The 18,854-nt window shown below is 64.1% G+C and carries 19 protein-coding genes; 7 read left to right on the top strand and 12 right to left on the bottom strand.

All coding sequences use genetic code 11. From position 1 onward, the window contains the following. Nucleotides 1–9 precede the first annotated feature (9 nt). Nucleotides 10–492, bottom strand: a complete 483-nt coding sequence (locus GGD61_RS23520; protein WP_092254217.1) for a CinA family protein — start codon at nucleotides 490–492, stop codon at nucleotides 10–12. 145 nt (nucleotides 493–637) lie between these two features. On the opposite strand from GGD61_RS23520, the gene GGD61_RS23515 reads away from it, so the two are divergent. From GGD61_RS23515 to GGD61_RS23505, 3 genes are read left to right on the top strand one after another with little or no spacing between them, the layout of a single operon-like run. After that, on the top strand, nucleotides 638–1,696 hold the full coding sequence (locus GGD61_RS23515; RefSeq protein WP_092254219.1) for an amidohydrolase family protein: 1,059 nt from the start codon (nucleotides 638–640) through the stop codon (nucleotides 1,694–1,696). Between the two features lie 25 nt (nucleotides 1,697–1,721). Next, entirely contained in the window at nucleotides 1,722–2,831 is a 1,110-nt protein-coding gene (locus GGD61_RS23510; RefSeq protein WP_092254221.1) for an amidohydrolase family protein, read from the top strand. Beyond that, the gene (locus tag GGD61_RS23505; protein ID WP_018321371.1) at nucleotides 2,831–3,244 is read left to right on the top strand and encodes a Rieske (2Fe-2S) protein; all 414 of its coding nucleotides are present in this window, start codon (nucleotides 2,831–2,833) and stop codon (nucleotides 3,242–3,244) included. The genes GGD61_RS23510 and GGD61_RS23505 overlap by 1 nt, the downstream gene beginning before the upstream one ends. A gap of 199 nt (nucleotides 3,245–3,443) precedes the next feature. Here GGD61_RS23505 and GGD61_RS23500 read toward each other — a convergent pair whose 3' ends face one another. Both GGD61_RS23500 and GGD61_RS23495 read right to left on the bottom strand, forming a co-directional pair. After that, the gene (locus GGD61_RS23500) at nucleotides 3,444–4,775 is read right to left on the bottom strand and encodes an MFS transporter (protein ID WP_018321372.1); all 1,332 of its coding nucleotides are present in this window, start codon (nucleotides 4,773–4,775) and stop codon (nucleotides 3,444–3,446) included. Nucleotides 4,776–4,917: 142 nt separating this feature from the next. Next, nucleotides 4,918–5,817, bottom strand: coding sequence for a transcriptional regulator GcvA (locus GGD61_RS23495; RefSeq protein WP_183231201.1), 900 nt, complete (start codon nucleotides 5,815–5,817; stop codon nucleotides 4,918–4,920). A 110-nt stretch (nucleotides 5,818–5,927) separates the two neighbouring features. Here GGD61_RS23495 and GGD61_RS23490 point away from each other — a divergent pair, with 110 nt between their 5' ends. Next, a complete protein-coding gene (locus GGD61_RS23490) occupies nucleotides 5,928–6,131 on the top strand; it encodes a DUF1127 domain-containing protein (RefSeq protein ID WP_092254223.1) in 204 nt (67 codons plus the stop codon). 68 nt (nucleotides 6,132–6,199) lie between these two features. Further along, nucleotides 6,200–6,823 carry a GNAT family N-acetyltransferase gene (locus tag GGD61_RS23485; RefSeq protein WP_092254225.1) on the top strand — a complete coding sequence of 208 codons (624 nt, stop codon included), beginning with the start codon at nucleotides 6,200–6,202 and terminating at the stop codon, nucleotides 6,821–6,823. Between the two features lie 238 nt (nucleotides 6,824–7,061). Here the strand turns inward: GGD61_RS23485 and GGD61_RS23480 are convergent, their stop codons facing one another. The 3 genes from GGD61_RS23480 to GGD61_RS23470 form a co-directional block, all read right to left on the bottom strand. Then, the gene (locus GGD61_RS23480) at nucleotides 7,062–7,892 is read right to left on the bottom strand and encodes an enoyl-CoA hydratase (protein WP_018321376.1); all 831 of its coding nucleotides are present in this window, start codon (nucleotides 7,890–7,892) and stop codon (nucleotides 7,062–7,064) included. Nucleotides 7,893–8,007: 115 nt separating this feature from the next. Beyond that, nucleotides 8,008–8,709, bottom strand: a complete 702-nt coding sequence (locus GGD61_RS23475; protein ID WP_092254227.1) for an SDR family NAD(P)-dependent oxidoreductase — start codon at nucleotides 8,707–8,709, stop codon at nucleotides 8,008–8,010. Between the two features lie 69 nt (nucleotides 8,710–8,778). After that, on the bottom strand, nucleotides 8,779–8,949 hold the full coding sequence (locus GGD61_RS23470; protein ID WP_177237026.1) for a hypothetical protein: 171 nt from the start codon (nucleotides 8,947–8,949) through the stop codon (nucleotides 8,779–8,781). Between GGD61_RS23470 and GGD61_RS23465 the strand changes: the two genes are divergently transcribed. Both GGD61_RS23465 and GGD61_RS23460 read left to right on the top strand, forming a co-directional pair. Next, nucleotides 8,942–10,726 carry an acyl-CoA dehydrogenase family protein gene (locus GGD61_RS23465; RefSeq protein WP_092254229.1) on the top strand — a complete coding sequence of 595 codons (1,785 nt, stop codon included), beginning with the start codon at nucleotides 8,942–8,944 and terminating at the stop codon, nucleotides 10,724–10,726. The genes GGD61_RS23470 and GGD61_RS23465 overlap by 8 nt on opposite strands. 45 nt (nucleotides 10,727–10,771) lie before the next feature. Then, nucleotides 10,772–11,860, top strand: coding sequence for a Zn-dependent alcohol dehydrogenase (locus GGD61_RS23460; protein WP_028140641.1), 1,089 nt, complete (start codon nucleotides 10,772–10,774; stop codon nucleotides 11,858–11,860). A gap of 33 nt (nucleotides 11,861–11,893) precedes the next feature. On the opposite strand, the gene GGD61_RS23455 is transcribed toward GGD61_RS23460, so the two are convergent. From GGD61_RS23455 to GGD61_RS23430, 6 genes are all read right to left on the bottom strand, one after another. Further along, complete coding sequence (locus tag GGD61_RS23455; RefSeq protein WP_244550634.1) at nucleotides 11,894–13,144, bottom strand: hypothetical protein; 1,251 nt, start codon at nucleotides 13,142–13,144, stop codon at nucleotides 11,894–11,896. Nucleotides 13,145–13,491: 347 nt separating this feature from the next. Next, nucleotides 13,492–13,845, bottom strand: coding sequence for a nuclear transport factor 2 family protein (locus GGD61_RS23450; RefSeq protein ID WP_092254233.1), 354 nt, complete (start codon nucleotides 13,843–13,845; stop codon nucleotides 13,492–13,494). A gap of 190 nt (nucleotides 13,846–14,035) precedes the next feature. Next, complete coding sequence (locus GGD61_RS23445) at nucleotides 14,036–15,508, bottom strand: amidase (protein ID WP_092254235.1); 1,473 nt, start codon at nucleotides 15,506–15,508, stop codon at nucleotides 14,036–14,038. A 118-nt stretch (nucleotides 15,509–15,626) separates the two neighbouring features. After that, nucleotides 15,627–16,598, bottom strand: a complete 972-nt coding sequence (mbfA, locus tag GGD61_RS23440) for an iron exporter MbfA (RefSeq protein WP_092254237.1) — start codon at nucleotides 16,596–16,598, stop codon at nucleotides 15,627–15,629. Between the two features lie 67 nt (nucleotides 16,599–16,665). Beyond that, complete coding sequence (locus tag GGD61_RS23435; protein ID WP_183231200.1) at nucleotides 16,666–17,814, bottom strand: alpha/beta fold hydrolase; 1,149 nt, start codon at nucleotides 17,812–17,814, stop codon at nucleotides 16,666–16,668. Between the two features lie 115 nt (nucleotides 17,815–17,929). Beyond that, nucleotides 17,930–18,799 carry an MBL fold metallo-hydrolase gene (locus GGD61_RS23430; protein ID WP_183231199.1) on the bottom strand — a complete coding sequence of 290 codons (870 nt, stop codon included), beginning with the start codon at nucleotides 18,797–18,799 and terminating at the stop codon, nucleotides 17,930–17,932. Nucleotides 18,800–18,854: the final 55 nt, after the last annotated feature.

Here is an 18,854-nt window from a genome sequence, read left to right as displayed (position 1 = left end):
AGAAGCAGCTCACCGCTCCAATTTCCTCAACAACAGCCTCAGCGCCGTCGCCGCGAACATTTGCATGTTGCCGAGCCGGTCGTTGTTGCCGGTCTCCAGCGTCATGACCTCCGCCACAGGTCCGCTCACCGCCATGCAGCTATGGCCGGCGGCGTCGCCGTAGCGGTTGCCGGTGGGGCCGGCTGCACCGGTCTCGGACAGGCCCCAGTCGCTGCCAAAGCGCGTTCGCATCTGCTTCGCCAGCAGTTGCGCGTAGGGCTCCGACGAGGAGCGAAAGCCCTTCATGCCCTCGTCCGAAATATCCATCAGCACGCGCCGGGCATCGCGGGTGTAGACGACCGCGCCGCCGAGGAAATAGGCGGACGCGCCGGGCACCGCGAGCAGGCTGGCCGCGATTAGGCCGCCGGTCGAAGATTCCGCGACAGCAATGGTCTGTTTGCGCACGATCAGTTTGGCTGCGACCTGTTCCGCAATGCCGACGAGCTCTTTCATTCCGCAACCCCTCATTCCTTCGCAACCGAGCTCAGCCTTCCTAGCATATGACAGGACGCTTGGCTGAGTTGCGGGCGACGGGCAGGCCTGCTTGAATGGCGGGTACAAGAAGAGACATGCGAGGGAACGTGAGAAGGGAGACGTCATGGCGTCCCTGATCGCCGGCGGGGTGGATTGCGACGTGCATCCGGCCGTGCCGCATCTGACCAGCCTGCTGCCGTACCTGAACGACTATTGGCGCGATCAGGTGACGACGCGCGGCATGGTCGACCTTATCTCGCAATCCTATCCTCAGAGTTCACCGATTACGGCGCGGCCAGACTGGCGCCCCGAAAGCGGAAAACCCGGCGAAAGCCTGGAGGACATGCAGCGCCATGTGTTCGATGCTTTTAAGCTCGAACATGCCATCTGCAATCCGCTCTACGGCGTGCAGATGGTGTTTTCGGAAGATTTGCAGGCCGCCTTCTGCCGTGCGCTGAACGACTGGTTGGCGCACGAGTGGCTCGATCGCGACAAGAGGCTGCGCGGCTCGATCGTGATCCCGACGCAAAGCGTCGAGAAGGCCGTGGCAGAAATCGAGCGCTGCGCGCAGGACAAGCGCTTCGTCCAGGTGCTGATGCTGGTGATGGGCGACACGCCGCTCGGCAAGCGCGCGCTGTGGCCGATCTATGAAGCCGCGGAACGGCTGGAACTACCCGTCGGCATTCACGCGGGTTCCGCCTATCACAATCCGCCGACCGCCGTGGGATGGGGTTCCTACCACATCGAGGATTATGTGGGGCAGGCCCAGGCGTTCCAGACCCAGCTCACCAGTCTGATCGTCGAGGGCGTGTTCGCCAAATATCCGCGCCTGAAAATGGTGATGCTGGAATCCGGCGTCTCCTGGATCTCTCCCTATCTCTGGCGCCTGCACAAGTTCTGGCGCGGCGTGCGGATGGAGACGCCTTGGGTCGACCGCGCGCCGCTGGATATTGTGCGCAGCAACATCCGTTTCTCCTTACAGCCATTTGATGCGCCGCCGGACGAGGCGACATTAATTCGCCTGTTTGATCATATGCAGTCCGACGAATTGGTCCTATTCTCCACGGACTATCCGCACTGGCAGTTCGACGGCCAGGACGCGCTGCCCGAAGGTCTCACCCCCGATCTCGTGCGCAAGATCATGATCGAAAATCCACATGCGACCTATCCCCGCCTGAAATGAGCCCGCTGCCAAAGGAGGCAAGGCGATGAATATCCAATTCCGCGAGAGCCAAGAAGCCGCTTCCCCACTGACCGTCAAAACCGCGATCGCGGACTGCGACATCCATCCGGCACGCGCCACCCGCACCGAGCTTTATCCCTATCTCGCCAAACGTTGGCAGCATCATCTCGAAGTCTACGGCGTCCATGCCTATCAGGGCATGATGGAAGGCCCGCCCTATCCGAAGGCCCAGCCCAACGCCTCGCGCCGCGATGCCTATCCGCCCGAAGGCGGCCCGCAGGGCTCCTCGCTGTCCTTCATGCAGAAGCAGCTGCTCGATCCCAACAACGTGCAGCTGGGCGTGCTCAATCCGCTCAACACCGGGCAGGGCATCCGCAATCACGAACTCTCAGCCGCTTTGTGTTCGGCGATCAACGACTGGCAGATCGACAAATGGACCAGCAAGGACAAGCGGCTCAAGGCCTCGATCGTCGTCGGCAATGAGGACGGGCTGTCGGCCGCCGCCGAAATCCGCGAGCGCGCCGGCGACAAGAACTTCGTGCAGGTGCTGCTGCTCAGCCGCAATGTCGAGCCGCTCGGCCAGCGCCGTTACTGGCCGATCTACCAGGCCGCGGAGGAAGCCGGCCTTCCCGTCGGCGTCCACGCCTTCGGCTTCGGCGGCAATCCGATTACGCCGTCCGGCTGGCCGTCCTATTACATCGAGGAGATGGTGGGGCACTCGCAATGCCAGCAATCGGCGCTGGCGAGTCTCGTGCTGGAGGGGGTGTTCGAGCGCTTCCCGAAACTGAAGATGGTGATGATCGAGGCTGGCTTCGGCTGGGCGCCGTCGCTGGCCTGGCGGCTCGACAAGACCTGGCAGCGCCTGCGCAGCGAGGTGCCGCATGTAAAGCGGCCGCCGTCGGAATATATCCGCGAGCAGGTATGGTGGACGACGCAGCCGATGGAGGATCCTGAAAGCCGCGAGGATCTGTTCGATGTCATCAACTGGATCGGCTGGGATCGCCTGTTGTTCGCCACCGACTATCCGCATTGGGACTATGACGAGCCCTCCCGCGTCTTGCCTCCAGGCGTCAGCGAGGCCAATCGCGAGGCGTTCTATCTCGGCAATGCGTGCGCGCTGTACGGGATTGGTTGATGGCGCGGCATGTGATCGCGCCGGTCGATGAACTGCCGCCGGGGACGCGAAAATTTCTGGAGATCGACGGGCGGCCGATTGCGGTCTTCAACATCAAGGGTGAATATTTCGGCCTGATGAACCGTTGCCCGCATCAGGGCGCGGCGCTGTGCGAGGGCCCGCTGATCGGTCTTGCGCAGTCGAAGGAGCCCGGCGAGATCGAATACACCAGGCTCGGGGAGATCATCCGCTGCCCCTGGCACGGCTGGGAGTTCGACATCCGCACCGGCCAGTCCTATTGCGATCCCCGCCGCTTCCGCGTGAAGGCCTATCCGGCCCATGTCGAGCCGGGCGCGAGCGTGGTGAAGGGGCCATATGTGGCCGAGACGATCCCGGTGAAAGTCGAGAGCGATTACGTGGTGGTGGAGCTGTAGCCCCATCTCTTTACCCTCCCCTGGAGGGGGAGGGTCGATCGCGCGGAGCGCGAGCGGGGTGGGGTGATCTCTCCCCAGGGGCAGCGTTCGATGCGGAGGGACCTTCACCCCACCCCGTCTCACATTATCGCTGCGCTCAATGTGAGCCGACCCTCCCCCTCCAGGGGAGGGTAAGAGGCGGCGATGATCGAAGCGACCATCAACGCCCCGCCACAGGCTCGGCCACCGCATCATATGTCGGCACCGCCTTGCCGCCGCCGCGGTACACCGTCGAGGCCGCGATGATGCCGAGCAGTGCAGCGAGCATCAGCCAGAAGCCGGGCGAGGCCTTGTCGCCGGTATGCTCGATCAGCAAGGTCGAGGCGAACGGCGTGAAGGTGCCGAACAGGGCGGCGGCGAGCGCGAAGGCGAGCGAGAAGCAGGTGGTGCGCACATGCGCCGGCACGATCTCGACCAGCGCGCCGAGCATGGTGCCACTGTAGACGCCGAAATAGAACGAGAACATCATCTCGACCGCGAGCAGCTTGCCGAAGCTCGGGGCCGTCACCAGCCAGTGCAGCGCCGGGTAGGCGGTGACGAGCGACATGCAGGCGATCGCGATCAGCACCGGCTTGCGGCCGATCCGGTCGGACAGCGCGCCGCCGACCGGGTTCCAGAAGAAGTTGGTCACGGCGACGAGCAACGTGACCAGCAACGCGTCCTGCGTCGACAGCTTCAGCACGGTCTTGCCGAAGGTCGGCGTGTAGACGGTGACGAAGTAGAACGTCGTCGTGGTCAGGATCGCGATCATCATGCCGAGGATGACGATGCGCCAGTTGGCGAGCGCGGAGGCGAACACCTCGCTGGCCGTCGGATGCTTTTTCATGGCGAGGAAGGCCGGCGTCTCCTCCAGCGTCCGCCGCAGGACAAAGATCAGGGGGATGATCAGGCAGCCCACGAAGAAGGGAATGCGCCAGCCCCAGGCGGCGACGGTGTCGGCCGGCATCACCTCCGAAAGGATGTAGCCGAGGATCGAGGCGACGAAGATCGCGACCTGCTGGCTCGACGACTGGAAGGAGGTGTAGAAACCGCGATTGCCCGGGGTGGAGATCTCCGAGAGATAGACCGACACGCCGCCGAGCTCGACGCCGGCGGAGAAGCCCTGCAGCAGACGTCCGACCAGCACGATGATGGGCGCGGCGATGCCGATGGTCGCATAGCTCGGGCAGAATGCGATGACGACGGTGCCGAAGGCCATGATGGCGAGCGTGACGATCAGGCCCTGGCGGCGGCCGATGCGGTCGATGTAAGCGCCGAGCACGATCGCGCCGACCGGCCGCATCAACGCGCCGAGCCAGAACACGCCGAAGGTGTTGAGCAGCGATGCGGTCTCATCAGAGGAGGGGAAGAACGCCTTGCCGATCGCGGCGGCATAGAAGCCGAACAGGAAGAAGTCGAACTGCTCGAGAAAATTGCCTGACGTGGCGCGCAGGATGGCGCCGATGCGCGATTTGATCGCGGGTGGATTGGTCGATGCGGCTGGTCCAGCCATGGCGTTGCTCCCCTTGGAAAGGTCTGGCCGGACCGGGAAATCATCCCACGGCAAGGCGACAGAGGCTGCGACAATCTGCCACGCCTCTTCCCGCGCGAGGCGGGGGGAGTCAATCCGTTTTGCGGAGGAAGCTGCTGATTTTTCAGGCCTTATTTTGCGTTGCAGCAATCAGCCATTGGCGGAATGCGGTCAGCTTCGGTGCTTCGCGGCGCCTCTCGGGCGCGACCAGGTAGAAGCCGGCGTCGGCCGGCAGCGCGATCTTGAAGGGCACCACGAGGCGGCCCTTGGCGATGTCGTCCTGGACGTAGGAGGTCCGTCCCATCGCGACGCCAATGCCGTCGATCGCGGCCTGGATGGTCATGAAGATCATGTCGAAGGTGATACCGGGGTGCCTCGCGATGTCGGCCGGCAGGCCTGCCGCGGTCAGCCAAAGCCGCCAATCGTCGCTGTTGGCGCTTGAGGTGTGCAGCAGCGGATGGTTTCCCAGATCTTCGGGCCGGCGCAGTGGCTTGTCGCCACGCAATAGCGACGGACTGCACACCGGAAACAGCTCATCCGCCATCAGCCAGTCGGCGCGCAGGCCCGGCCATTGGCCGCGGCCGTAGCGGATCGCGGCATCGACATTGTCGCGTTGGAAGTCGACGAAGCTGGTCGAGGTGGTGATACGAACGTCGATGCCGGGATGCTGCTCCTGGAAATCCGTCAGCCGCGGCAACAGCCATTTTGCGGCGAGCGAGGCCAGCGTTGAGGCCGTCAGCACCTTGTCGTCGTCCTTGCGCAGCAACCGGTCGGTCGCAAGCCGGAGGTCGTTGAAGGCAGCGCGGACGCCGGGGAGGTAGTCGCGCGCCTCCGGGGTCAGGGCCAGCGCACGGTTCTGCCGGATGAACAGGCGGATGCCGAGCTCCTCCTCGAGCCTTCGGATCTGATGGCTGATCGCGGTCTGCGTCACGTTCAGCTCGGCCGCCGCCAGCGTGAAGCTGAGATGGCGCGCGGCGGCCTCAAACGCCCGCAATCCGTTCAGGGACGGCAATCTGGCAGTCATTTGGCAGCAGGATACATGACGTTATTTCATGCGAAAAGGTACAAATTGTCGTTTGTCGCAGTGCACCAGGAAGCAGATATTAGCGGACAACTTAGCTCCAGGAGCTGAAAATGTCTACTTTGACTGACAATTGGATGACAAATCATCATGCACCGGGCCTGATCGAGCAGATCGGCGAGACGCTTCACGTCTGGCACGAGCGCTACCGGACCAGGCGCGAACTCACGCACTGGACCGCGCGTGATCTCCACGATGTCGGGCTGTCCTGGTCCGACATCGCCTACGAGGCCGACAAACCCTTCTGGCGGGCCTGATTGGCCGCCAGGCCGGCGCCGCCTCATCAGAGGGGCGCCGGCGGTCCTTTTTGTCTCGAGCATGTGTCATGACCGTTCTTCGCCTGGAAGATCTGAAGCAATATTCGGACACGCTGCGCACCCGGCAGGGTGAGGCGCTCAATGTCCGCTTCGTCGAGCCGCGCGATACCGACGAGCTTCAGCACTATTTCCGCTCGCTCTCGACCCGCTCCCGCTACAACCGTTTCTTCGGCGCGATCAGCGAGCTGCCGAACGGACTGCTGCACGACTTCCTTCAGATCGGCGAGCGCGAACGTTTCACCGTGGTCGCGACCATGATGGTCGACGGCTTCGAGACCATCGTCGCCGAGGCGCGCTATGCGCTGCAGGCCGAAACCGCGACGCTTGAATTCGGCCTGTCGGTTCATGATCGCTGGCAGGGCCACGGCATCGCCACAGCGCTTTTGAAGAATCTCGAATGCCGCGCGGCCGCGCTTGGCGCCGAGCACATCTTTGGCGACACGCTACGCTCCAACGAGGCCATGGTCTCGCTCGCCCGCAAATCCGGTTTCGCCTTCGTCAATCACCCTGATGATTGGAAGCTGGTGCGCTTCGACAAGGAGATCAGCGTCGCGGCAAAGGATATCCCCTGCGCGAGCTGGCGCCTCGCCGCCCTTTCCCGTCAGGCCGAAAGCCCCTCAGCCTCGGTTTGACATCACTGCAAGCCCGGCCTGGTCATCCAGCGCCGGGCGTTTTTTTTGCTTGCAGATCCGTCATCCTGAGGTGCGAGACGCGCGGCGCAACGCGACGCGCGGGGAGCCTCGAAGGATGAGCGGCCCCTTCTGCATCCCCGGTGTCGGACTTCGCGCAGCAACAGTCGGGCCGTCGCCCTTCGAGGGCCGCTGAAGAAGCGGCCACCTCAGGGTGACGGTCATAGATCTTCGAACGCTGCTACTTCCCCGTGAACACCGCTTTCCGCTTCTCGATGAAGGCCTGCACCGCCTCCTTGTGATCGGCGGTCGTGGTAAGGCGGATCAGCCGTTCGGCTTCGTGGTCGCGCGCGGTTTCGAAGTCGAACAGCACGGCTTCGTCGAGATTATCCTTCATGTAGCGCAGCGCGAGGCGCGGGCCTTCGGCGAGCGATTTGGCCAGCGCGAAGGCCTCGGCTTGCAATTTGTCATCGGGCACGACTCGGTTGACGAGGCCGATGGCCTCGGCGCGCGCGGCATCGACACGGTCGCCGGTGAACATCAGCTCGCGCGCCCGCGCGGTGCCGACGAGGCGGGTGAGCAGCCAGGCGATGCCGTAATCACCACTCAGCGCGATACGGGCATAGCCGGTGGCGACGAAGGCCGATTGCGCGGCGATGCGGATATCACAGGCCATGGCGATGGCGAGTCCGGCGCCAACCGCGGGCCCGGGCAGGGCGGCGATGGTCGGCTTGCGCACCGACACCAGCGCGCCGGTGAGCAGCCGTTGCCGTTCCTGCAGATCGGCGATGCGATCTTCCAGCGGCATCTCGAGCTTTGCCTTGTCGCGATGGGCGCCCATGCCCTTGACGTTGCCGCCGGCGCAGAACGCTTCGCCCGCGCCGGTGATCAGCAGCGCGCCGACGCCGGGGTTCTCGCCGCAGCTGCGGATCATCGTGCGCAGCGCCGGTGTCAGCGTATCCGACAGCGAATTGCGCGCGTCCGGCCGGTTAAGTGTGATGACAGCGACGCGGTCGCGGATGACGCAGAGGAGCTCGTTGGTGCCGGTGTCGATGGTGGTTTCACTGCTCATTATTCCTCCCCACTCTCGTAGGGTGGGCAAAGCGAAGCGTGCCCACCATTGCTTTTCGCGTCCGAGATGGTGGGCACGGCGCGTTGCGCCTTTGCCCTCCCTACGGCATCTCGCCTCAGAACTTCTCCACCCAGGGCCGCAGCTCGAGCTCCCAGCTCCAGGCGCTGCGCGGCTGCTGCAACACGTTCCAATAGCTCTGCGCGATCGCGTCGGGATCGAGCATCGAATCCGGCTTGTCTTCGGCTTCCGTCCGCGCCGCGCTACGGATGCCGCCGTCGATCACGAAATGCGCGACATGAATGCCTTGCGGCGACAATTCGCGCGCCAGGCTCTGCGCGAGGCCGCGTAGCGCAAACTTGCCCATCGCGAACGAGGCCGACTGCGCGTAGCCCTTGACGCTGGCGGAGGCGCCGGTGAACAGGATCGCGCCGTGCTTGTTCGGCAGCATGCGTTTTGCAGCCTGTTGCGCAACCAGAAAACCGCCATAGGCGCTGACCGCGATCGCGTTGGCGACGTCGGCAGGGACGAGGTCGACGAACGGCCCGCGCGTGCGGCCGCTGGCATTGTAGACCACGAGGTCGGGCGTGCCGATCTCGCGCTCGACCAGGCCAAACAGCCGCTCGACCTCCTCCGGATCCGCCGCGTTGCAGGCATAGGCCTTCGCGCCGGTCTCGCTACAGAGCGCGCCCAGCTTCTCGATCTTGCGCGCCGCCAGCGCGACGCGAATGCCTTGCGCAGCCAGCAAGCGCGCCAGCGAAGCGCTCAGGCCTTCGCCGGCACCGACGATGAGGGCGATCTTGTATTTCGGATGTTCCATGGCGTGATCTCTCGCAGACGGGAAGCCGTTGATCTATGCATGGTCCGCACGGACAACCAGCCGGGACGTTCACAATTCCGCAGGGCGAGTTTGCTCCCTCGCGGCGATCATGCCGCCCTGACGATTTGCGGCTTTATCCGCATCCGCCGCTGGAGCATGATCGACATCATTCCAAGCGGCAAGCGCCAAATCAGCGCAAAATGTCCGCACGACGGAAACCAAGAGGACGATCATGCCCAAGCCGGCCCCAGCGCAGCCGAAGAATGTCGTGGCCGCATCATCCGGACTGCTGGCGCCCGACACCACGGGGATGAACTTCTACCGCGCCGATCCCGCGCTGACCGACCTGCTCCGCATCCATCTCCCGGAAAATCTGTTCCGCCATATCGAGCCGCATCTCGATCGTCTCGGCGAACTCGCCGGCGGCCGGCTCGACGACTGCGCGCGGCTCGCCGACCGTCATACACCGGTGCTGCACCAGCGCGACAAGTTCGGCCGCGACGTGCAGTGGATCGAATATCACCCGGCCTATCGCGAATTGGAGAACGCGGCGTTCGGCGAGTTCGGCATCCACGCGCTCTCGATCCGCAAGGGCATCATGGGCTGGCCGGACAAATATCCCGTGGTGGCCAAGCACGCCTTCACCTTCCTGTTCAACCAGACCGAATTCGGCATGGGCTGTCCGATCAACGTCACCGACGGCTGCGCAAAGCTGCTGGCGAATTTCGGCAGCGAGGCGCTGAAGGCGAAATATCTGGACGGCCTGACCCAGACCGACATGAGCAAGCTAACGCAAGGCGGCCAGTTCATGACCGAGAAGGAGGGCGGCTCCGATGTCGGCACGCTGACCACGCGCGCGGTGCAGGAGGGCGACCATTGGCGCCTCACTGGCGAGAAATGGTTCTGCTCGAATGCGGATGCGAAAGTGGTAATGCTGCTGGCGCGCCCCGAAGGCGCCGGCCCCGGCACGCGCGGCGTCGGCCTGTTCCTGATGCCGCGCTTCCTCGACGACGGCTCGCAGAACCACTACCGGATCGTGCGTCTGAAGGACAAGCTCGGCACACGCTCGATGGCCTCGGGCGAGATCAAGCTGGAAGGCGCGATCGCCTATGCGGTCGGCAAGCTCGACCGCGGTTTCGTGCAGATGGCCGAGATGGTGAATTCGTCGCGGCTCTCCAACGGCGTCAAATCCACCGCGCTGATGCGCCGCGCCTATCACGACGCGATGACGGTGGCGACAAATCGCGTGGTATTCGGCAGCCGCATCATCGACCTTCCCCTCGGCCGGCGGCAGATGCTGAAGATCATGCTGCCGGTCGAGCAGGCGCTGTCGATGAGCTTCCTCACTGCGGACGCGCTCGACCGCGCCGAGGCCGGCAGCCAGGATGCCGCGGCGCTGCTGCGCATCCTCACCCCGACGCTGAAGTTCCGCGCCACGCGCGATGCGCGCAAGGTCTGCGGCGATGCGCTCGAGATGCGCGGCGGCATCGGCTATATCGAGGAATTCGCGACGCCGCGCCTGCTGCGCGATGCGCATCTCGGCTCGGTCTGGGAAGGCACCGGCAACATCGTCGCGATTGATGCGCTCCGGCGCGCAGTCGGTCGCCATGGCGCGGAATCCGCGCTGTCAGCCGATCTGCATGCGCGGCTCGATGACAGTGCATCCGTGCCGCAGGCCTGGCGCGACAATCTACGTGGCCTCGTCGATCGTGCGGTGGGTTTTGCGCGAGAGGTCGCGGGGAAATCCGAGAACGAGGCCGATGCGCGTCGTGCAACGAGTCTGCTCTATCATGTCGCCAGCGCCGTCGCGTTCGCCTGGGAGGCACATCGCATCCACGAGATGCGCGGCGATGCGCGCCGGTTGCTGTTGTCGCGGCTCGTCATCGATCATCGGGTGGCGCCAAGCGATCCGTTCCGGCTGACGGAAAATGCGACGCAAGCCAGGATCGCCGCGCTGCTGCTCGGCGACAGCTCAGCCGGCATGAGCGAGGTTGGCGAACTGGTTCTGGCAGCGTAGGCTGCACGCCACGATCGAACCAAGAAACGCGACAGGGAGAGCTCGATGAAGGCCGCCGTCCTCTATGAAGTCAACCAGCCGCTCGTCATCGAGGACGTCAGCCTGCCGAAGCCGGGACCGCGCGAAGTCTTGATCCGCACCACGGTCGCCGGGCTCTGTCACTCCGACCTGCATTTCATGGAAGGGCTCTATCCGCATCCGCTGCCCGCGGTGCTCGGCCACGAGTCCGCTGGTGTCGTCGAGCAGGTCGGCTCCGATGTCACTTACGTCAAGCCGGGTGACCACGTCGTCACTTGCCTGTCGGTGTTCTGCGGCACCTGCGACAACTGCACCACGGGCCGCACCGTCCTCTGCACCGACACCACCGTGAAGTTGCTGCCGGGCGCCTCAAACCGGATGCAGTGGTCCAAGCCTGAGAAGCTGCACCAGTTCCTCAATCTCTCGTCCTTTGCCGAACAGATGCTGGTGCACGAGAACGCCATCGTCAAAATCCGCAAGGAGATGCCGCTCGATCTCGCCGCGCTGATCGGCTGCGGCGTCATCACCGGCTATGGCGCGGTGGTGAATACCGCGAAGGTGACGGCCGGCGAGACCGTGGCGGTGATCGGTTGCGGCGGCGTCGGCATGGCCGCGATCAACGGCGCGCAGATCGCCGGCGCCGGCCGCATCATCGCCATCGACACCAATCCGGCCAAGCTCCAGCTGGCGACCAAGCTGGGTGCGACCGACATCATCAACCCCGCCGACGGCGACGTCGTGAAGCAGGTGCGCGATCTCACCAATGGCGGCGTGCATCATTCCTTCGAGGTGCTCGGCCGCAAGGAGACAGCCGAGCAGGCGTTCGGCATGCTCGCCTCCGGCGGCACCGCCACCATCGTCGGCATGATCCCGTTCGGCCAGAAGATCGAACTGCACGGTTTCGATTTCCTGCGCGAGCGCCGGATTCAGGGCTCCTCGATGGGTTCGAACCATTTTCGCGTCGACATGCCGCGCTTGGTCGACTTCTACCTGCGTGGACGGCTGCATCTGGAGGACTGGATCTCGGCGAAATTGAAGCTGTCCGAGATCAACGAGGGTTTTGCCAACATGAAAGCCGGCAAGACGCTGCGCAGCGTGATCGTGTTCGACAGCTAGCGCCACGGACGCCGTCGTCGCTCGAAAATCAAGTCAACGCGACGCGGCCGGACCGTCGGCCGAGGCGCAACGTGTCTCCTTCACGAGCAACAGCGTCATGGCCGTGGCGAGACCCGCGACGAGCATATACGCGACGGATACGTTCAAGCCGGGACCCGCGAACAGCAGATAGGAGAACAATCCCGCAGTCGACGCGGTGAAGCCAAGCCAGGCAAACCTCGGAAGGCGAAATCCACGTTCGCCGTGGCGGAGATCGAGCACGAGGTAGAACACGAGAAGGGTGTTGCAGAGCGCCGCCGGCAACAGGCCCATGACGATCTCGCTCTCGAATGCGAGGTAGGATAGCACGCCATCGACTTGGGCAATCACCGCGAACGGCAGATAGCGCAAATTGAGGCAGGCCAGGGCGATCGCCGCAAGCTCGAACCCGTAGAAATAGCGCTCGTGCATCTTCGGAAGCAAATACGGCATGAGGATGAGCGATACGCACGCGACGAGCAGAATGAACTCCGGCCCCGTCCGCCTGGACTGTGCGATGAAGATCGATAGGGCAAGCCCGCTCGCCGCCGCGAGCACGAGGCCGGCGGCGACGCCGACCGTGTACGGCGTTCCTCCCGCGAACACCCAGATATTCGCTGCATTCATGGTCAGGTGATGAAATGTGTTGGCCTGGCCGAGATAGATCCCGAATACGGAGACCAGGGACCTGCCGGCGACGAGAACCGGAATGGCGAGGATCGCATAGGCTCCCGGAATAGCGGCAAGCCATGCCAGGTGGATCCTGCGGCGCAGGATCATGCCCAGCACGAACGGCCCCAGGAAGACGCCTTGGGCTTTCACCGAGCAGGCCACTGCGAACGGCACAACGCCGTTTCGGTCCCGCATGAACATCGCCACGGAAATCAGCGCGAAGAAGGTCCAGATCGAATCGGCCTGTCCCCACATTGCGCCATTGAAGAGCACCGTCGGCGCAAGCCACACCGCGCAGAAGGCCAGGGAGGCGCGCAACGGCACACTTGTCACGCGCCAGACCATCTGGGCCACGACGATCGCGCAGCCGAACTCGAATATGGCCGAGATCATCTTCACGAGGGAGAGCGGCTGGCCCAGCCAGTCAAATCGGGCGGCGATCAGCAGCAGGTAGCTGTAGAACGGCGTGTAGTTGGTGAAAGCCTCGGCCAGCCCGCCAATGCCGTGATCTCGAGCAAAGCTATACCAGGTGATGTACTCGGCGGCGTCAGCGGTCGCGTGTTCCCGCGCGAGGTAACGGAGCACAAGGCCCACGAGCCCGCACCCGATCGCTATGGCGATCGGAATCCGCCATCTCTCGGGCAGCGTCTCGTCTGGATTGACGCGATGATAGGGGTCGCGAAGCGCACCTATCTCAATTGTATCGTTTGTCACGCAATCACTCTCGCCGGATTCGCAGCGTGTCCTCCCGACATGCTCGAGATCGATGCCCTGAGGGGACCTCTCGTCGCCTGCAATTTTGACGGGCGAACGATTGCCAGCTGGATAAATCTCAGATGAGCGGTTTGCCCATTGCTCGGGAAAAGATTGTTTGGTTAGCGATTGCTTTATGGCAGTCGTCGAATCCCGCGGTGCGAGGGGGGAACGGCAGCGTCCCCTCCTCACCGCGACACGTGTGCCGACACCGCGAGCCACTTGCCATTTTGCTTCGCCCAGCAATCGGTGTAGCGCCCCGTCGCCTGCTGGCCATCCGCCGTGGTGTAGCTCGTCGCGGCGTGGATGACGGCGAAGTCGCCCATGATGCGGATGATGACGTCGCGCTCTTTCAAGTTCCGGATAGCGATCGGCCGCGCTGTCTGCTCCAGGAAAGCGGCACGGTCGACCAGCGTCTTGTCGGGATTGGAGCAATAAAACTCCGCCGCCAGGATTTCGTCGAAACGCTTGACGTCGCAGTTCTGCACGGAGGCAACGTAGTCACGGTTGAGGGCGGTCAGTTGGTCGAGGTCCTGGCTCATGCTGCTTCCTTTCCGTCATTCCGGGGCGCCCGACGCGCGAGCCCAGAAATCGCGACGTTGTCGTCCTCCGTCATCGCGAGGAGCCCGCGACAAGATTGCGAAGCAATTTTGCGCCGGCGACGAAGCAATCCGGACTGTCGCCTCGGAAAAATTCTGAATTGCTTCGCTTCGCTCGCAATGACGGGAAGAACTAGTCATTAAATAGTGGCGGCGGCGTGAACCCGCCGAACTCACGCTCGATCAGTTCAGCGAGCTTGAGCGGCGTGCGGTCTTCGAGGAAGGGGCCGATGATCTGGACGCCGACCGGCAGACCATCCTTCGACAGGCCGAGCGGAACGGCCGTGGCCGGCAAGCCCGTCAGCGTGGCGATGCCGGGCCAGGCAAGCTGGTCCGGATAGACATGGTCCTTGCCGTCGATATTGATCCGGCGCTTCTCCTGCTCCGGCGAATGATCATGCGGATAGGCGGGGGTCGGCATGATCGGGCAGATCACCGCATCGAATGACCTGAACAATTGCCGCCACTGCGCACGCAGCCCGGCGCGCGCGCCTTCGTCGAACACCCAGGCCTGATGGCTCGAGGTCATGCCGCGCAGGCGCTCGGCCGCAAGACTCTTGTCGTCGGGCGAGAGTTGCGCCGCGCCGGCCCGCGCGCCGGCGAGAATGTCCGGCGGAAGGAAGGCGCCCAGGAAGCTCATCAGCATGCGCATATAGAGACGCGAGGCCTCCCGGAAGTCCGGAAACAGCGGGCTTTCGCGCGCGACGTTCGCGCCGGCGCCCGTCAATCGCCCGGCCAGCGTGTCGATCGCGCCGCGAATGTCGGAATTCGCAGGCAGCAGCGGATGGCTGTCGATCACAAGCAGGCGGAAATCCTTCAGCCTGTCGTGGCGTGCGTCCGGCAGCGCCAGCTTGTATCCGATGCCGAGGTCGACCGGATCGGGACCGGCCATCACGTCCAGCAACAGCGTCAGATCGGCTGCACTGCGGGCCATCGGGCCGATCACCGCCATATCGCGTTCCATCGGGACCGCAGGAAATGGCGGCGGCGTATGGCCGCGCGTGGGACAGAGATTGTAGGTCGGCTTGTGCGCATAGACGCCGCAATGGAATGCCGGCACGCGCAGCGAGCCGCCGATGTCGGATCCGAGCGAGAGCGGTCCGTAGCCGGCCGCAAGCGCTGCCGACGAGCCGCCTGATGAGCCGCCGGGTGTGCGGCCGAGATCGTATGGATTGTTCGTCGTGCCGTAGATGTCGTTATAGCTCTGCCAGTCCCCCAGGCCCACGGGAACATTGGTCTTGCCGAGAATGACGCCGCCGGCGTTCTTCACCCGGGAGATCGACAGCGCGTCCTCCGTTGGCTTGAAATCCTTTTGCGGCGTCCAGCCCCAAGTTGTGGGCAGGCCCGCGATGTTGAAGGATTCTTTCACCGTCACCGGAATTCCGAGCAGCGGTTTTTTCTCGCCGCGCGCCAGCGCCACATCCGCCTCGCGTGCCGCACTGCGGGCGCGATCAAAATCCCGCACGCAGATCGCATTGACCTTGCCGTCGTGACGCTCGATGCGGTCGATGGCATCCTGTGTAAGCTCGACCGCGGAGACCTTCTTTGCGGTCAATGCGGCCGACAGCTCGACCGCGCTCTTGAAACTCCATTCCGATCTGGCCACGGCGCTTCCCCTGCTCTTGTTGTCGGAGGATGATGCGCAGTTTGCCCGAATGCTGCAACCGCCGTTTGATCGCGATTGATGCCCGGTCGAGCCGGGGCATGACAGCGAGGGTGGGGGCTTACGCCGCCCCGATCAACACGCCGACCGCGAGCACGATCGCGCCGCCGAGCACGATCTGGAACACGGCCTGGAGGAACGGCGTGTCCATATAGCGGGAGCGAATGAAGGCGATCGCCCACAATTCGAAGAACACGACGACGCAGGCGATCGCCGTTGCGATCCAGAACGCATTGGCCCAATGATCCGGCACCAGATAGGGCGCGGTATGGCCGAGCCCGCCGAGCGTCGTCATCGCGCCGCAGGTGATGCCGCGCAGCCAGGGCGAGCCGCGCCCCGTAAGCGATCCGTCGTCGGACAGCGCCTCGGCAAAGCCCATGCTGATGCCGGCGCCGATCGAGGCGGCGAGGCCGACCAGAAACGTTTGCCAGTTCTGGTGGGTGGCGAAGGCCGCCGCGAACAGCGGCGCCAGCGTCGAGACCGAGCCGTCCATCAATCCGGCGAGGCCCGGCTGCACATATTGCAGCACGAACATGCGGCGGTTGGTGCGATCCTCCTCGGCGCGGACGTCGGAATTCAGGATCTCGCCCGTCAGCTTTGCGGCGGTCTCCTCGTGACCTTTCTCGGCTTCGGCGAGATCGCCGAGCAGGCGGCGCACGCCGACGTCCTGGGCCTGTTCGGCGGCCTTCACGTAGAAGCGCTCCGCCTGCATCTCCATGGTCTCGACTTCCCTGCGGATGGCGTCGAGCGACAGGTTCTTGGTGAGCCAGACCGGGCGGCGGCGCAGGAATCCCTTGACGTCCTCGCGCCGGATCGGCGGCAGATGCTTGCCGAAGCGCTGCTCGTACAATTCCAGCAACATGTGCCGGTGGCCGCGCTCCTCCTCGGCCATCTCCTCGAAGATCTTAGCCGTGTCCGGGTAACGCTCGCGGAGGTCCTCGGCGAAGGTCATGTAGATGCGGCTGTCCTCCTCCTCGGAGGAGATCGCGACCGCAAGCACCTCGCGCTCGGTCAGATCGGCAAAATTCTTCACGGCGGCCCTGTATCAGTAGTTTAGAATTATTCTAAACTATATAAGGGGCCGGAGTTCCCGGGTCAAATCACGCGGTGCGGGTTCTGGCGAGGAAGTCCAGCAGCAGCCGGTTCACCTCGGCGGGCTGCTCCTGCTGCACCCAATGTCCGGCGCCGTCGACGAGATGGCAGCCGAGCATCCTTGTGCAGCCGCGCCCCTGCATCGCCTCGAACACGCCCGGACGCTGGTAAGTGCCCCAATCCTGCTTGCCTGAGATGAAGCATGAGGGCACGTCGATGCTGCGTCCTGCAAACAGCTGCATCTCGCTGTTGAGCATGCCCCACGTGCCGTAGCGATACCATTGCAGCCCGCCCTGGAATCCGGTGCGGCCATATTCGGCGCTGTAATAGGCGAGGTCGCTGTCCGGCAGCCATTGGTTGGCGGCGATCGCGGCGGGCGAGGGCATTTCCTTCGCCACCGTCTCGGCCATGGTCTGGTTCAGGTCCATCACATAGTAGGTCGGCAGTTTCGCGAGTTCATCCGCCGACCAGGACTTCAGCGGATACGGCTTGTTGTCGGTCCAGTCCGCGCTCTTGTGATGATAATAGGCGCGCAGGAAATCATGGACGCCCTGCGGCGCGTGCTGCATGTCGGCGTTCGCCTCGCGTGTCGAATAGTACCATTGATAGTGCTTGCGCGGCCGCGGCAGCGCGGCGAGCTCGCGATGCACGGAGTCTTCGGCGGGCGGCTTTGCTGGTGTGTCGACGGTATTGAAGGGCAGGGGCGGCGGCCCGCCGAACGGCGCGCTCATCATCGTCACCGAACGAAACACATCAGGCCTTATCAGCGCGCACCAGGATGCGACCGGGCTGCCGAAATCGTGCCCGACCAGATCGACCTGCTTGTAACCGAACGCCGACACCAGTCCGAGCGCATCGCGCACCAGGTTGAAGTGCGAGAAGGGCGCGAGATCGCCGTCGTACTCCGCGCGCCATCCCGTCGTGCGGCCATAGCCGCGCTGGTCCGGCGCGATCACGTGATAGCCGGCCGCAGCCAGCGTCGGCATCACCTTGCGCCAGGAGAAGGCGAGCTCGGGAAAACCGTGCAGCAAGAGGACGCATGGCCGCCCCTTGGTCTCGAACCCGGCCTCCAGCACATGCATGCGCAAGCCGTTGATGCCGTCGACATAACGCGAGCGGATTCCGGCGGGCAGGGGGATGTCGGGGAGTGCGGGCATCGTGTCTCTCCACTCGGGTGGAATCGCAGGGTGGGCAAAGCGGAGCGGGCCCACCATAAAGAGTGGTGGGCACGGCGCGCGAAGCGCGCGCCTTTGCCCACCCTACGGCATCTCGCTAAACAGCCGCGCACACGAATGCACTGCCCTTGCGCCGGATCTTCCCCACCGAGGGCGAGGGGAAATGCGCGGTACAGCACAGCGTGTCGGTGTCGCAATAGCGTTCCAGGAAGCTGCGGCGCGTTTTCCCTGCCGCGACCGGATCGACGTCGAACTTGATCGACAGCTCCGGATAAAGCGTCTGCAGCGGCGAGTGCATGAGATCGCCGGAGAACACGGCATCGTCCTTGCCGCGGCCCATCGTGATGGCGATGTGGCCCGGCGTGTGACCAGGCGTCGGCAGGATGCGGACGTGATCACCGATCTGATGATCGTTGCCGACGAGCTCGTGCCTGTTGGCCTCGACCACCGGCAGCACGCTGTCGGCGAAGGGCGGAATCTCCGTCTTCGCATTCTCCGCGAACCAGTGGTCGTATTCCTGCCTGGCGAAGACGTAGCGTGCCTTGGGGAAGGTCGGCACCCAGCGGCCGTTCTCCAGCCGCGTGTTCCAGCCGACGTGATCGACGTGCAGATGCGTGCACATCACGAAGTCGATGTCCTCGACCGCAAATCCGGCGGCGCCCAGCCCGCGCAGATAGGTGTCGTCGGCTTTCATGTTCCATTTCGGCCGATTGGGGCGCGGCTTGTCGTTGCCGATGCAGCTGTCGATCAAAATGGTGTGGTGCGGCGTCTTCACCACATAGGACTGAAAGCACAGCAGCAGCACGTCCTGGTCATCCAGCGCCTTGCTCTCGCGCATCCAGGCCCGATTCTCGGCCAGCACCTCCGCCGTCAATCCCGGCAGCATCTCCAGCGCCGGGACGAACGAGGTTTCCTGCTCGATGACGCGATGGATGGTGAGATCGCCGACCGAGAACTTCAGGCTCATGAGAACTCCGGTTGTACAGCATGATTCCGGAAAAGTGTGCAGCGGTTTTCCGACA

This window comes from Bradyrhizobium sp. SBR1B, from assembly GCF_014198205.1.
GTDB lineage: Bacteria > Pseudomonadota > Alphaproteobacteria > Rhizobiales > Xanthobacteraceae > Bradyrhizobium.
Note: the sequence above shows the minus strand (reverse complement) of the source record. Positions and strands in the feature narration are given on the sequence as shown.